Annotated in this window: 8 protein-coding genes; 3 read left to right on the top strand and 5 right to left on the bottom strand. The window is 69.0% G+C overall.

The window, feature by feature from the left end; genetic code table 11:
• Window positions 1–12: 12 nt before the first annotated feature.
• Together JYJ93_RS07070 and JYJ93_RS07065 are read right to left on the bottom strand one after the other, a co-directional pair.
• Window positions 13–7,455: a HAMP domain-containing protein gene (locus JYJ93_RS07070; protein ID WP_206787471.1), complete on the bottom strand. Its 7,443-nt coding sequence runs from the start codon at window positions 7,453–7,455 to the stop codon at window positions 13–15.
• 223 nt (window positions 7,456–7,678) lie between these two features.
• Window positions 7,679–8,560, bottom strand: coding sequence for a hypothetical protein (locus JYJ93_RS07065; RefSeq protein ID WP_206787469.1), 882 nt, complete (start codon window positions 8,558–8,560; stop codon window positions 7,679–7,681).
• A gap of 224 nt (window positions 8,561–8,784) precedes the next feature.
• Here JYJ93_RS07065 and JYJ93_RS07060 point away from each other — a divergent pair, with 224 nt between their 5' ends.
• Window positions 8,785–9,555, top strand: a complete 771-nt coding sequence (locus JYJ93_RS07060) for a hypothetical protein (protein WP_206787467.1) — start codon at window positions 8,785–8,787, stop codon at window positions 9,553–9,555.
• A gap of 70 nt (window positions 9,556–9,625) precedes the next feature.
• On the opposite strand, the gene JYJ93_RS07055 is transcribed toward JYJ93_RS07060, so the two are convergent.
• On the bottom strand, window positions 9,626–10,363 hold the full coding sequence (locus tag JYJ93_RS07055; protein ID WP_206787465.1) for a MerR family transcriptional regulator: 738 nt from the start codon (window positions 10,361–10,363) through the stop codon (window positions 9,626–9,628).
• A gap of 344 nt (window positions 10,364–10,707) precedes the next feature.
• Between JYJ93_RS07055 and rsgA the strand changes: the two genes are divergently transcribed.
• Entirely contained in the window at window positions 10,708–11,799 is a 1,092-nt protein-coding gene (gene rsgA / locus JYJ93_RS07050; RefSeq protein ID WP_206787464.1) for a ribosome small subunit-dependent GTPase A, read from the top strand.
• Between the two features lie 54 nt (window positions 11,800–11,853).
• On the opposite strand, the gene JYJ93_RS07045 is transcribed toward rsgA, so the two are convergent.
• Together JYJ93_RS07045 and JYJ93_RS07040 are read right to left on the bottom strand one after the other, a co-directional pair.
• Entirely contained in the window at window positions 11,854–12,414 is a 561-nt protein-coding gene (locus JYJ93_RS07045; protein ID WP_206787463.1) for a hypothetical protein, read from the bottom strand.
• A 92-nt stretch (window positions 12,415–12,506) separates the two neighbouring features.
• Window positions 12,507–13,112 carry a TetR/AcrR family transcriptional regulator gene (locus JYJ93_RS07040; RefSeq protein ID WP_242543699.1) on the bottom strand — a complete coding sequence of 202 codons (606 nt, stop codon included), beginning with the start codon at window positions 13,110–13,112 and terminating at the stop codon, window positions 12,507–12,509.
• A gap of 106 nt (window positions 13,113–13,218) precedes the next feature.
• Between JYJ93_RS07040 and JYJ93_RS07035 the strand changes: the two genes are divergently transcribed.
• Window positions 13,219–13,968, top strand: a complete 750-nt coding sequence (locus JYJ93_RS07035; RefSeq protein ID WP_206787461.1) for a glucose 1-dehydrogenase — start codon at window positions 13,219–13,221, stop codon at window positions 13,966–13,968.
• Window positions 13,969–13,971 lie beyond the last annotated feature (3 nt).

Here is a 13,971-nt window from a genome sequence, read left to right as displayed (position 1 = left end):
CCTCGTTGAGTATCAAGCACTCACCCACAGCCGGACCAGTTCCAGCAGCTTGTCGGTATCCACCGGCTTGGGCAGGTAGTCACTCGCACCGGCGGCCATGCACTTCTCCCGGTCATCCTTCAGCGCCTTCGCGGTGACGGCGATGATGGGGAGGCTGGCGTACTTGGGGTCCTTGCGGATGGCACGCATGGTTTCATAGCCATCCATCTCCGGCATCATCACGTCCATCAACACGACATCCACGTCGGGGTGCTGGCCGAGCATCTCAATGGCAGCCCGCCCGTTCTCCGCGAAGACGACCTGCATGCTGTGATTTTCCAGCACGCTGGTGAGCGCGAAGATGTTTCGCATGTCGTCATCCACCAGCAGCACCTTCTTGCCGGCCAGCGGAGCGTCCTGGTCGTTGCGCTGCGCCAGGGCCGCGCGCGCGCGCGCCGGAAGATTCTCGTCCAGGCGGTGCAGGAAGAGCGCTGTATCACTCAGCAGCTGGTCGGGGCTCTTCGCGCCGCTCTTCAGGATGACGCTGCCGGTGTAACGCCGCAGACGGGCCTCGTCCTTGGGCGTCAATTCACGGCCGGTGTAGACGACGATGGGCAGGTCGCGGAAGCGCTGCTGCGTCTTCACCTCCTCCACCAGCTTGATGCCGTCCATGTCGGGCAACAGGAGGTCGATGACGAGGCAGTCGTACTCGTTCTCCTCCAGCTTCGCGAGGGCCTCCTGGCCGGACGCCACCGCGGTGACGACGACGTCGCCGCCGTCGCTGAGCAGCTGGGTGAGGCTGCTGCGCTGCACGTCGTCGTCCTCGATGACGAGCAGGCGGCGCTCGCGGCGCTCCAGGAAGCGGGACAGCTGGCCGAAGACGCGCTCCAGCCCCTCCTTGCTCACGGGCTTGGTCAGGTAGCCGAACGCGCCCTGGGTGTTGCCCAGGTGCTTGTCCATCACGCTGATGATGTGGACGGGGATGTGGCGCGTGCGCGGGTTGCGCTTGAGGCGGTCCAGCACGCTCCAGCCGTCCACCACGGGCAGCTGGATGTCCAGGGTGATGGCGTCCGGCTGGTACTCGTGCGCCATGGACAGGCCGCTGTCACCGCGCGTGGCGACCAGGGCCTTGAAGCCCTTCTCGCGCGCCATCTGCACCATGATGCGGGCGAACTTCAGGTCATCCTCGATGATGAGCAAGGTGCGGTCACCCTCGCGGATGGACTCGCGGTCGTCCTCCACCACGACGGGCGTGTGCGAGCCCTCCACCTGCGGGGGCAGCGCGGCGTCCAGCACGTGGGCCTGCGGCTCCGCCACCGACACCGGCGCCGGCTGGGCGAGCGCCGTCTGCGGCGTGGTCGCGGGGGTGCCGGACGTGGACGGGGTGACGAGCGTCTCCGCCAGCGTCCCCACCGCGCGGCCGGCCGCCTCGCCGCCCTGCGGCACCTCCTCGTCCGCGCCCTGGTACTCCGGCGGCAGGTAGAGGGTGAAGGTGCTGCCCTTGCCCGGCTCGCTCTCCAGGCGGATCTCGCCTCCCAGCAGCTTGGCGATTTCGCGGCTGATGGACAGGCCCAGGCCGGTGCCGCCGTACTTGCGTGCGGTGGAGCCGTCCGCCTGCTGGAACGCCTCGAAGATGATGCGCTGCTTGTCCTTGGCGATGCCGATGCCGGTGTCCTTCACCGCGAAGGCCAGCACGTGGCGCGAGCGGCGCAGCGCCTCGTGGTCGAAGCGGATGCCCTTGTCCGCCAGGCGCACGGAGAGCTTCACGCCGCCCTCGTCGGTGAACTTGAAGGCGTTGGAGAGCAGGTTCTTGAGCACCTGCTGCAACCGCTGCGGGTCCGTGCGCACGTGGCGCGGCGTGCCCGCGAGCACCTCCACCTGGAAGGTGAGGCCCTTCTGGTCCGCCACCGGGCGGAAGCTGCGCTCGATGAACTGGTTGAGCTCCGTGAGGACGATGTCCCGGGGCTCCACCTGCATCTTGCCCGCCTCCACCTTGGACAGGTCGAGGATCTCATTGATGAGGCTGAGCAGGTCCCCGCCGGACGCGTAGATGGTGTTGGCGTACTCGACCTGCTTGTTGGAGAGGTTCCCGTCCTTGTTGTCCGACAGGAGCTTCGCGAGGATGAGCAGCGAGTTGAGCGGCGTGCGCAGCTCGTGGCTCATGTTGGCCAGGAACTCGCTCTTGTACTTGGAGATGATGGTGAGCTGCTCCGCCTTCTCCTCCAGGCTGACGCGCGCCAGCTCCACCTCGCGGTTCTTCTCCTCCACGCGGGTGTTCTGGTCCGCCAGCTCCTTCGCCTTGTCCTCCAGCTCGATGTTGGTGCGCTTGAGCTCGTCCTGCTGCTGGGTGAGCTCGCGCGACTGGCTCTGGAGCTCCTGGGTCAGGCGCTGCGACTCGGAGAGCAGCGTCTCCGTGCGCATGTTCGCCATGATCATGTTGAGCACCACGCCGATGCTCTCCGTCAGCTGATCCAGGAAGATTTGATGGATGGCGCTGAACGGGTGGAACGAGGCCAGCTCGATGACGGCCTTCACCTCGCCCTCGAAGAGGACGGGCAGGACGATGATGTTGAGCGGCGCGGCCTCACCCAGCCCGGAGGAGATGGTGATGTAGTCCGACGGCACGCGCGTCAGCAGGATGGTCTTCTTCTCCAGCGCGCACTGGCCGACCAGCCCCTCGCCCAGGCGGAAGCGGTTCGCCAGGTGCTTGCGCTCCCGGTACGCGTAGGTGCTGGTGAGCTTGAGGGACGGCATGCCGCCCTCGGGGTCGGAGAGGAAGAAGGCGCCGTGGTGCGCGGACACCAGCGGGGTCAGCTCGCTCATGATGAGGCGGCTGACGGCGTCCAGGGACTTCTGGCCCTGCATCATGCCGCTGAACTTCGCCAGGTTCGTCTTGAGCCAGTCCTGCTCCTGGTTCTTCTGCGTCGTCTCACGCAGGTTGACGATCATCTGGTTGATGTTGTCCTTCAGCGCCGCGACCTCGCCTTCCGCGACGACCGTGATGCTGCGGGTCAGGTCGCCCTTGGTCACGGCGGTGGCCACGTCGGAGATGGCGCGCAGCTGGCTGGTGAGCGTCCCGGCCAGCTGGTTCACGTTGTCCGTCAGCTGCCGCCACGTGCCGCGCGCGCCGGGCACGCGGGCCTGGCCGCCCAGCTTTCCTTCGATACCCACCTCGCGGGCCACCGTGGAGACCTGCTCCGCGAAGGTGCCCAGCGTGTCGGTCATGTTGTTGATGGTGTCCGCGAGCGCCGCGACCTCGCCCTTCGCGTCCACGATGAGCTTCTGGGTCAGGTCGCCGTTGGCCACCGCCGTCACCACACGCACGATGCCGCGCACCTGGGTGGTGAGGTTGGACGCCATGAAATTCACGTTGTCCGTGAGGTCCTTCCACGTGCCGGCCACACCGGGCACGCGGGCCTGGCCGCCCAGCTTGCCCTCCACGCCCACCTCGCGGGCCACCGTGGAGACCTGCTCCGCGAAGATGCCCAGCGTGTCGGTCATGTTGTTGATGGTCTCCGCCAGGGCGGCCACTTCGCCCTTCGCGTCCACCACCAGCTTCTGCTTGAGGTCGCCGTTGGCGACGGCGGTCACCACCTTCACGATGCCGCGCACCTGCGTCGTGAGGTTGCGGGCCATGAAGTTCACGTTGTCCGTGAGGTCCTTCCACGTGCCGGACACGCCCTTCACCTCCGCCTGACCGCCCAGCTTTCCCTCCGCGCCCACTTCACGCGCCACGCGGGTCACTTCGGAGGCGAAGCTGTTGAGCTGGTCCACCATCGTGTTGATGGTGTTCTTCAGCTCCAGGATTTCGCCCTTCGCGTCCACGGTGATCTTCTTGGACAGGTCACCGTTCGCCACGGCCGTCGTCACCAGCGCGATGTTGCGCACCTGGCTGGTGAGGTTGGACGCCATGCTGTTCACGTTGTCCGTGAGGTCCTTCCACGTGCCGGCGACGCCGGGCACCGCGGCCTGACCACCCAGCTTGCCGTCCGTACCCACTTCCTTCGCGACGCGGGTCACTTCGGAAGCGAAGGCGCGCAGCTGGTCCACCATCGTGTTGATGGTGCTCTTGAGCTCCAGGATCTCGCCCTTCGCCTCCACGGAGATCTTCTGTGACAGGTCGCCGTAGGCCACCGCCGTCGTCACCTTGGCGATGTTGCGCACCTGGTCCGTGAGGTTCGCGGCGAGGACGTTCACGTTGTCCGTGAGGTCCTTCCACACGCCCGCGACGCCGGGCACCGCGGCCTGGCCGCCCAGCTTGCCCTCCGTACCCACTTCCTTGCCGACGCGAGTCACTTCCGAAGCGAACGCGCGGAGCTGGTCCACCATCGTGTTGATGGTGTTCTTCAGCTCCAGCACCTCGCCCTTCACGCTCACGGTGATCTTCTGGGACAGGTCGCCGTTGGCCACCGCCGTCGTGACCTTGGCGATGTTGCGCACCTGGTCCGTCAGGTTGCCCGCGAGGACGTTCACGTTGTCCGTGAGGTCCTTCCACACGCCGGACACGCCCTTCACGTCCGCCTGACCGCCCAGCTTGCCTTCCGTACCGACTTCCTTCGCGACGCGGGTCACTTCCGCGGCGAACGCGCGGAGCTGGTCCACCATCGTGTTGATGGTGCTCTTGAGCTCCAGCACCTCGCCCTTCGCGTCCACGGTGATCTTCTTGGACAGGTCGCCGTTCGCGACCGCCGTCGTGACCTCCGCGATGTTTCGCACCTGGGCCGTGAGGTTGTTGGCCAGCAGGTTCACGTTGTTCGTGAGGTCCTTCCACGTGCCGGCGACGCCCGGCACCTCCGCCTGGGCGCCCAGCTTGCCCTCCACGCCCACCGTGCGCGCGACGTCCGTCACCTGCTGCGCGAAGACGGACAGCGTCTGGGTCATCGCGTTGATGGTGTCCGCGAGCGCGGCGATCTCACCCTTGGCCTCCATCACCAGCTTCTGGGACAGGTCGCCGTCGGCCACCGCCGTCACCACCTTGACGATGCCGCGCACCTGGGTGGTGAGGTTGAAGGCCATGCTGTTCACGTTGTCCGTGAGGTCCTTCCACACGCCGGACACGCCCTTCACGTCGGCCTGACCGCCCAGCTTGCCGTCCGTGCCCACTTCCTTCGCGACGCGGGTCACTTCCGCGGCGAACGCGCGGAGCTGGTCCACCATCGTGTTGATGGTGCTCTTGAGCTCCAGCACCTCGCCCTTCGCGTCCACGGTGATCTTCCGGGACAGGTCACCCTTCGCGACCGCCGTCGTGACCTCCGCGATGTTACGGACCTGGTCGGTGAGGTTGTTCGCGAGGAGGTTCACGTTGTTCGTGAGGTCCTTCCACGTGCCCGCGACGCCCGGCACCACGGCCTGGGCGCCCAGCTTGCCTTCCACGCCCACCGTGCGCGCGACGTCCGTCACCTGCTGCGCGAAGATGGAGAGCGTCTGGGTCATCGCGTTGATGGTGTCCGCGAGCTCCGCCACCTCGCCCTTGGCCTCCATCTTCAGGCGCTGGGTGAGGTCGCCGTTGGCGACCGCGGTCACGACCTTGGCGATGCCTCGGACCTGCGTGGTGAGGTTGGACGCCATGAAGTTCACGTTGTCCGTGAGGTCCTTCCACGTGCCGGACACGCCCTTCACTTCCGCCTGACCGCCCAGCTTGCCGTGCGTGCCCACCTCGCGCGCGACGCGGGTCACTTCGGAGGCGAAGCTGTTCAGCTGGTCCACCATCGTGTTGATGGTGTTCTTCAGCTCCAGGATTTCGCCGCGCGCGTCGACGGTGATCTTCTTGGAGAGGTCACCGGTGGCCACCGCCGTCGTCACCAGGGCGATGTTGCGCACCTGGGTGGTGAGGTTGGAGGCCATGCTGTTCACGTTGTCCGTGAGGTCCTTCCACGTGCCGCCGACTCCCGGCACCGCGGCCTGACCGCCCAGCTTGCCGTCCGTACCCACTTCCTTCGCGACGCGGGTCACTTCCGCGGCGAACGCGCGGAGCTGGTCCACCATCGTGTTGATGGTGCTCTTGAGCTCCAGCACCTCGCCCTTCACGTCCACGGTGATCTTCCGCGACAGGTCGCCATTGGCGACGGCGGTGGAAACCTCCGCGATGTTGCGCACCTGGCTGGTGAGGTTGGACGCCATCAGGTTCACGTTGTCCGTGAGATCCTTCCACGTCCCCGCGGCGCCGGGCACCTGGGCCTGGGCGCCCAGCTTGCCCTCCACGCCCACCGTGCGCGCGACGCTGGTCACCTGCTGCGCGAACACGTTGAGCGTGTCCGTCATGTTGTTCAGCGTGGCGCCCAGCGCGGCGATTTCGCCCTGCGACGGCACCATCAGCTTCTGGGTGAGGTCGCCGTTGGCGACCGCCGTCACCACCTTCACGATGCCGCGCACCTGCGTCGTGAGGTTGGACGCCATGAAGTTCACGTTGTCCGTGAGGTCCTTCCACGTGCCGGACACGCCGGACACCGCGGCCTGACCGCCCAGCTTTCCTTCCGTACCCACTTCGCGCGCGACGCGCGTCACTTCGGAGGCGAAGCTGTTGAGCTGGTCCACCATCGTGTTGATGGTGCTCTTGAGCTCAAGGACTTCACCCTTCACGTCCACCGTGATCTTGCGGGACAGGTCGCCGCGGGCCACGGCCGTGGTGACCTCCGCGATGTTGCGCACCTGCGCGGTGAGGTTCCCGGCGAGGACGTTCACGTTGTCCGTGAGGTCCTTCCACACGCCGGACACGCCCTTCACGTCGGCCTGGCCGCCCAGCTTGCCTTCCGTACCGACTTCCTTCGCGACGCGCGTCACTTCCGCGGCGAAGCTGTTGAGCTGATCCACCATCGCGTTCACGGTGGTGCCGATGCGAAGGAACTCGCCCTTCACGGGCTGGCCGTCGATTTCGAGGGCCATCTTCTGGGTGAGGTCGCCTTCGGCCACCGCCACCAGCACGCGGGCGACTTCCGTGGTGGGCTGCACCAGGTCGCCGATGAGGGCGTTGATGGACTGGACGCTGGTGGCCCAGTCGCCGCGCACGTCGCCCAGGGTGACGCGCTCGCCCATGCGGCCCTCGCGGCCGACGACGCGCTCCACGCGGACGATTTCGTGGGTGAGCGTGGAGTTGAGCGTCACCACCGCGTTGAACGCGCGGGCGATCTCATCCATGACCACGTCCTGCGCGCCGGACGGCAGCCGCACGGAGAAGTCACCGCCCTGCACGGCCCGGAGCGCCGCCAGCAACTGCTGGAGCGGAGAAGGGCCGCCGGGGCGCAGGCCGTCGTCGGCGGCCGGACGGCTGTTGCCGTTGCGGCCACGCGCGGGGGCACGGCGGGCGGACGCGGGCTCGACTCGCGAAGCCTCCGTGTCGCTCAGCCGGTTGGCCGCGACGTTGCCCTGCGACCGGGCGCCTGGAGGGCCAGCGTCCTGGCCTGCGGCGCTGGCGGCCGTCTTTCGGCCGTTGGCGCGCTTGCGGGGAGCGGAGGAGCTGGAAACCTTGGTGTCGTCCACGAGTGAAACCCCTGATCCGGCGGAAGCGTTGCGACCGGTACTGCGAAACCGGTCCGCGATCCCAGGAACGTCCAATGAGTTCGCGGGTTTGTCGAATGTAAAGCCGGGTCGGAAAGGCCCTGTGTGTCAGGCACTGAACGCCGTGCCTGGACGTGAGCCCCACCAACCCCGGAAGCCCCGGGTCGCGGTCACGAACCCCGGGCGGAACCTCCCCATAACAGCTTCAGGGAGGTGAGGCCGTACACGGGAAGCCGTCGCACCCCTGCACATACAACGCCCGCCCCGAGAGCCTTCGGGCAGGCGCGCGCGTACGTGCCGGCACCTCTTCACGCGCGCCGGTGCGGACATCGAAGCGAAGTGCGCTGGTCGCGGGCGCGCCACAGGTCAGCAGGACCTGATCCACGGTGTCCAGCCACCACAGGAACTCCACGTTGCACGGAGCTTCCGCCCGAACCAGCTCCAGGGTGCGGGCGTCGTAGACGATGACGCCGCCGCCCCACTCCACCGCCGCGAGCACACCGCCAGGGCCAATGGACAGACGGCCGCCCGGCCCTGGCACCTGCGCCTGGCCCAGCACCTTGCCGTCCGCCGCCACGGAGACGAGCTGCCCGCTGGCATCCAGCGCGAGGACGCCGCCCGCGTGGCCGATCAGCCATTCCGGCGGAGTGATGTCGCCCACCGGCAGGAGCGCGCCGTTCCGCTCCCGCAGCAGATGGCCTCCGGCGGCGGCCCACAGGCGGCGCTCGCCATCGAAGGCGAGCGCGGTGGCGCCAGCAATCTCCAGGCGCGAGTGAGAACCATCCTCGCCGCAGACCGCGACGACGCGGGGCCCGAACACCGCCGCGCGCGAAGCATCCGGCGCCACGGCCCAGCCCAGGCGCGTGGCCCCATCGAGCTGCCGCGCCAGGCAGTCATTGAGCGCGCCCAGGTGCGCGTCCCCGGCGGGTGAGGCGATGAGGTACGGCAGGCTGGTGGTGGCGACGTAGAGCAGCAGGCCCAGGCCCGCGGCGATGACGAGCGTGAGCGGCCATGCACGGGCGCTCACGCTTCGCGCGAGGCGCGCGCTCTTGCGGCCCGCCGCCAGGTGCCCTTCCCGTCCGCTCACGCACGCTCCTTGCTGGTCTGGAGGACAGCACAGAAACGGCGAGAAGACCTCCCGCCTGTTTCACCGTGTCGGGCGCGCGTACGTGCAACCCCTGTCCCGCGTGCCCCGTCCCATGAATGACCTGCGAGCTGGCGGCCTGCCATGTGCCGGCTGGTTCCAACGGGTTGCCCTGTCCGGTGAAGCACACACCTTTACGCCACCTACGACGGGAAAGGATTCCACACATGCGACGCTCCATTGGCACCGCGGCACTGGCCTTCAGCTTCCTGCTCTCCACCACCGCGCTCGCCCAACAGGTAGGCGACGGGTCGAGCCCCGGGACGACTCCCGGCTCTTCGGGCGGCTCGCCGGAGATGATCAACAGCGGGCAGACGGGCACCGCCGGCTCCACGAGCACGGTCACGCCGGGCACCACCAACTCCACGGGCGTGGAGACGGGCAACACCGCGACCGGCACGGGCGGCTCTGGCACCGGCGTGAACACGACTCCGGGCACCACCGGCACCGGCACCACCGGCGGCGGCACTTCCGGCACGGGCGGCACCGGGACCAGCGGCATCGGCACGGGCACCGGCACCACCGGCTCCAGCACGGACACCTACGGCACCGGGGCCACCGCGCCCTCCACCGGCACGGGCTCGTACACGACGCCCTCCACGGGCACGAGCACCGGCACCTACGGCGGTTCGGACACCAGCACCACCGGCGTTGGCGGCTCTGGCAGCACCGGCACCATTGGCGGCTCCGGTAGCACTGGCACCATTGGCGGCACGGGCACCGGCACCACCGGCGCCACCGAGCCCGGCACCGAGTCCAATGGCTCGACCGTCATCAACCCGGGCGGCACCGGCACGGGTGGCACCAGCGGCACGACGGGCACGGGCGGCGTCGGCGGCACCGGCACCAGCGGCTCCGGCGGCACCATGGGTGGCGTGGGCGGCACCGGCACCAGCGGCTCCAATGGCACCACGGGCGGCTCTGTCGGCGGCCAGTAGCCTTGCTTGCCCTGACATGAACAGCCACGGCCGCCAGCCCTTCGCTGGCGGCCGTTGCCTTTGTCTGGCTTTACTTCGGCGCGTCCAGACAGGCCATGGCCCGGCCCACGTACTCCATGAGCTTCGGGTCGCGGCCCTGCCGCTGGGCCATCTGGGGCTCCTGCTGGTGCATCGTCTGGAGCGACTTCTCGATGCCGGGGTTGCCGCCCGTGAACGCGCGGACGAGCTCGCGCCAGCGCGTGGCCAACACGCGCACCGGCTCGGACGCGGGGTCGGCGCCCTGCTCCATCTGCTCGCGCATGCTCGCGATGAGACGGGGCCACTCGGCCTCCACCTGTTGGATGGCGTCGTCACCCATCGCCTGGCGACGGGCCTCCAGCTCCTTCAACTGCTCCGGGGTGTAGTACTTCTCGAACATGGTCATGGCCTCGATGGTCTGTAGGAAGTCGTCGGCGGAGACGGGCTCCGCCGCGCGCAGCTGCCGTGCGAGGGAATCCAGGCGGTCGCAGAGCTGACGCTGTTCCGCCAGCTGCTCCCGGGCCCGCTGGAGCCGCAGCTCCACCACGCGCAGGGCGGAGAAGTCCGCCCGGCCCAGCGTCTCGGCAATCTCCTCCAGCGAGAACCCGAGCTGCTTGAGCGACAGGATGTGACTCAGGCGGGCGATGTCCGCCGCCGTGTAGAGCCGGTGCCCCGACGCAGTGCGCGCCGAGGGCTTGAGCAAGCCAATCTCGTCGTAGTGGTGCAGCGCGCGGATGGACAGCCCCGTGCGCCGGGCCAGCTCCCCGACCTTCAGCTCCGTGTGCTGCATGCCTCACCCCTTTCCAGCCACGCCCCTTCGCGCGACTGGATGGCATGGGTACAACCTCACGCCGCGTGAGGTTCAAGGGGGAAAACGCACGCAGGAATTGCTAGGGTCCTTGAGTACGCGAACGGCGATGACCGCCGGTGGTGACGCGCACCCTTGAGGAGACCTGTCCTGATGACTCCGCCCCTTGTCGTCGCGGCCCTGTCCGCCACGCGGGCGCTCATTCGCTGAGCCGGTCGTAGCAGCACCGTCGTCCGTCGCAGCGCGAGCCCCGCCTCCTTTTCCGCCCGGCGCCCCGGAGTCACCTCCCGCGCGCTTCTGGCATCGCTCTGCCCGGAGTTCCTCAAGTGTCACTCGAAACCCTCGGTTGGGGTCCCGACCTCGACGTCTCTCTGTCGTCTCTCATCTCGCAGTCGTCTTCCAACACCCTCGTCCCCGGGCGCGTCGTGCGTCAGCAGCGGGGACTGCTCACCGTGCAGACCGCTGGCGCGGCCTTCCTCGCGCGCGCCTCGGGACGCCTCCTCCATCAGGCCCAGGGCGTGGAGGCCCTGCCCACGGTGGGCGACTGGGTCCTCCTGCAACCGCCCGCGTCCGGTGACGGCGAGGCGCTGATGCACGCCGTGCTCCCCCGCCGCAGCCTCCTGAAGCGGCGCGAGGCGGGCAGCGAACACGACGCCCAGCTCATCGCCGCGAACGTGGACGTGGTGTTCCTCGTCACCGGACTGGATGGCAACTTCAACCCCCGCCGCATCGAGCGCTCCCTCACCGTGGCCTGGAACAGCGGCGCCACGCCCGTCGTGCTCCTCAGCAAGGCGGACCTCGCGGACGACGCGGCCGAGCGCGTCCTGGCGGTGGAGTCCCTGGCCCCCGGCGTGGACGTGCTCGCGGTGAGCGCGCGGACGGGCCTGGGCGTGGAGGACGTGCGCGCCCGGCTTCCTCCCGGAAGGACGGGCGTGCTGCTGGGCTCGTCCGGCGTGGGCAAGTCCACGCTCGCCAACCGGCTGCTGGACGCCGCGCGGCTGGTCACCCAGCCCGTGGGGCCGGAGGACAAGGGCCAGCACACCACCACGCACCGCGAGCTGTTCGTGCTGGAGCACGGCGGCCTCGTCATCGACGGGCCCGGCATGCGCGAGCTGGGCCTGTGGGGCGATGAGGAGGAGGGCCTGGCCACCGCCTTCGCGGACGTGCTCGCGCTGGCCACCGGCTGCCGCTTCAGCGACTGCGGCCACCAGGGTGAACCGGGGTGCGCGGTGAGGGCGGCGGTGGAGGACGGCACGCTCTCCGAGGAGCGGCGCGCGAGCTTCCAGAAGCTCCAGCGCGAGCAGGCCTTCCAGCTCCGTCAGACGGACGCCGCCGCTCAGCGTGCGCACAAGCGGGTGGAGCGCGCCCGGTCCAACCAGGGCTGGACCCTGACGCGCTCGAAGCGGCGCGGCGAATAGACAGACACCTTCGGGCGCGGCGCGGACACCTTCCGCGCCGCGTCCGGAGGTGCATCAGAGTCCGGGGTTCGAGTCCGGCACGGAGCCAGGCGGCGGCAGCGGCGGCGGCGTCGGAGCCTCGAGCGCCGGGACCTCCCCCTCCTCCGATGCGTTCGCAGGGTCCGGGACCCGGGCCGGCGTCTCCGGGCCCGAGCCCAGGTCATGGCGCGGGTTGACGTTCTGGTACTGCGACGCGCAGGAGTACGCCACGGTGCGCGAGCCCACCAGGAGCGTGGGCACCAGCAGGCCAATGGCGGCGCAGTTGCCCTGCTCCTCGGTGGTCCGGTCGCCACCGGCGCACACCGCCGAACCAATGAACGCGCCCGCCACCGCGAGGCCCGCCTGGATGAAGAAGTCGCTGGGGGTCGCGCGGCTCTGCGCCCACGCGATGCCGTTCTTGCACTCGCTGCCCGGGGGACTGGAGACGGGCAACAGGCCCGCCGCCGTGAACCACTGCCGGTCCTGGTGGACCAGGGGCTCCGGCCGCAGGTTCGTGACGATGCTCGTCCGATAGCAGCCCGTCTGCCCCAGCATCAGCGCTGCCATCGACGCCGCCACCGCATGTGCCTTCCGCATCAATGCCCCCAATCCCGTTGAGTGACCGCTCGCACCCGCGGTCAGGCCCCTGTGCCTAGCCTGAACGCGGGGGTCACCGGAAGAGGCCGGCGCTAGCGGCGGCGCTTCACCGGCGCGGGCAGGTGTTCGAATGCTGTCTCCACCATGCCGCGCAGACTGGCCTCGTCCATGCCGGCCTTGCCCACGGCCTCCAGCCCCCGGAAGACCGCGAGCAGCATGGCACCCAACCGCTGGGGGTCCGCCTGGGCCGCGAGGTCCCCATGCGCCCGGGCCTGCTCCAGGCAGCGCACGAACGCCGCCTCCAGCCCCCGGAAGGTCTCCAGCGCCCGGTCCGCCACCCGCGCGTCCTGCGCCGCCAGCTCCGACGTGCCGCGCGACAGCAGACACCCGCGCCGGTTCGCGGGCGCCGCGGACGCGGTGGCCACTCCCAGCATGTACTGGCGCAGCCGCTCCAGCGCCCCTGCGTCCGGCCCCTCCAGCGCCTTCTTCACCGACTCCAGGGAGCTGACGCAGTACGTGTCGAACACCTTCAGGAAGAGCTGATGCTTGTCGCCAAAGGCCCCGTAGAGGCTGCCCTTGCCCAGCCCCGTGGCCTGCATCAAGTCATCCATGGAGGTCGCCGCGTAGCCCTTGTTCCAGAACTGGTCGCGCACCGCCCGCAGCACCTGTGCTTCATCGAATGTCCGAGGCCGAGCCATGCCCGGAAAATAAAAGTTATTGACCGTTCGGTCCACCATTCTTAGATATGGACCACAAAGTCCATAACTCTTCCGCCAGTGCGGAGACCGGACAAGGAGCAGGACCATGGGCAGGCTCGACGGGAAGGTGGCGGTCGTCACGGGTGGAACCACGGGCATCGGCTTCGCGACGGCGAAGCGCTTCGCGCAGGAGGGGGCGAAGGTCTTCCTCACGAGCCGCCGGCAGGCGGAGGTGGACCGGGCGGTGCAGGAGATTGGCCACGGCGTGGTGGGCGTGCGCGGGGACGTGTCCGTGATGGCGGACCTGGCCCGGATCTACGCGCGGGTGAAGGAGGAGGCGGGCCACATCGACGTGGTGTTCGCGAACGCGGGCCTGGGCGAGTTCGCGGCGCTGGGCTCCATCACGGAGGCGCACTTCGACCAGACGTTCAACGTCAACGTGAAGGGCACGCTGTTCACGGTGCAGAAGGCGCTGCCGCTGTTGAAGGACGGCGGCTCCGTCATCCTGACGGGCTCCACCGCGGGCTCGGACGGCTCACCGGCGTTCAGCGTCTACGCGGCGACGAAGGCGGCCATCCGCTCGTTCGCGCGCACCTGGGCGTCCGACTTGAAGGGGCGCCGCATCCGGGTGAACACGCTCAGCCCGGGCCCCATCGACACGCCGGGACTCAACGGGCTGGCGCCCGACGTGGAGGGGAAGCAGCAGCTCAAGGACTTCCTCACCAGCCTCATCCCGCTGGGCCGCATGGGGCAGCCGGACGAGGTGGCGAAGGCGGCGCTGTTCCTCGCGTCGGACGACAGCAGCTTCGTCAACGGCGCGGAGCTCTTCGTGGATGGCGGCGCCGGACAGGTCTGAGGC

The organism is Corallococcus sp. NCSPR001, assembly GCF_017309135.1.
GTDB lineage: Bacteria > Myxococcota > Myxococcia > Myxococcales > Myxococcaceae > Corallococcus.
The sequence above is the reverse complement of the archived record's forward strand: the minus strand, read 5'-3'. Positions and strand labels throughout refer to the sequence as shown.

Excerpts from the sequence above, each read along its gene's own strand:
- JYJ93_RS07060 (WP_206787467.1), top strand. The coding sequence starts at position 8,785 with ATGCGACGCTCCATTGGCACCGCGGCACTGGCCTTCAGCTTCCTGCTC.
- JYJ93_RS07035 (WP_206787461.1), top strand. The coding sequence starts at position 13,219 with ATGGGCAGGCTCGACGGGAAGGTGGCGGTCGTCACGGGTGGAACCACG.
- JYJ93_RS07040 (WP_242543699.1), bottom strand. The coding sequence starts at position 13,112 with ATGGCTCGGCCTCGGACATTCGATGAAGCACAGGTGCTGCGGGCGGTG.
- JYJ93_RS07045 (WP_206787463.1), bottom strand. The coding sequence starts at position 12,414 with ATGCGGAAGGCACATGCGGTGGCGGCGTCGATGGCAGCGCTGATGCTG.
- JYJ93_RS07055 (WP_206787465.1), bottom strand. The coding sequence starts at position 10,363 with ATGCAGCACACGGAGCTGAAGGTCGGGGAGCTGGCCCGGCGCACGGGG.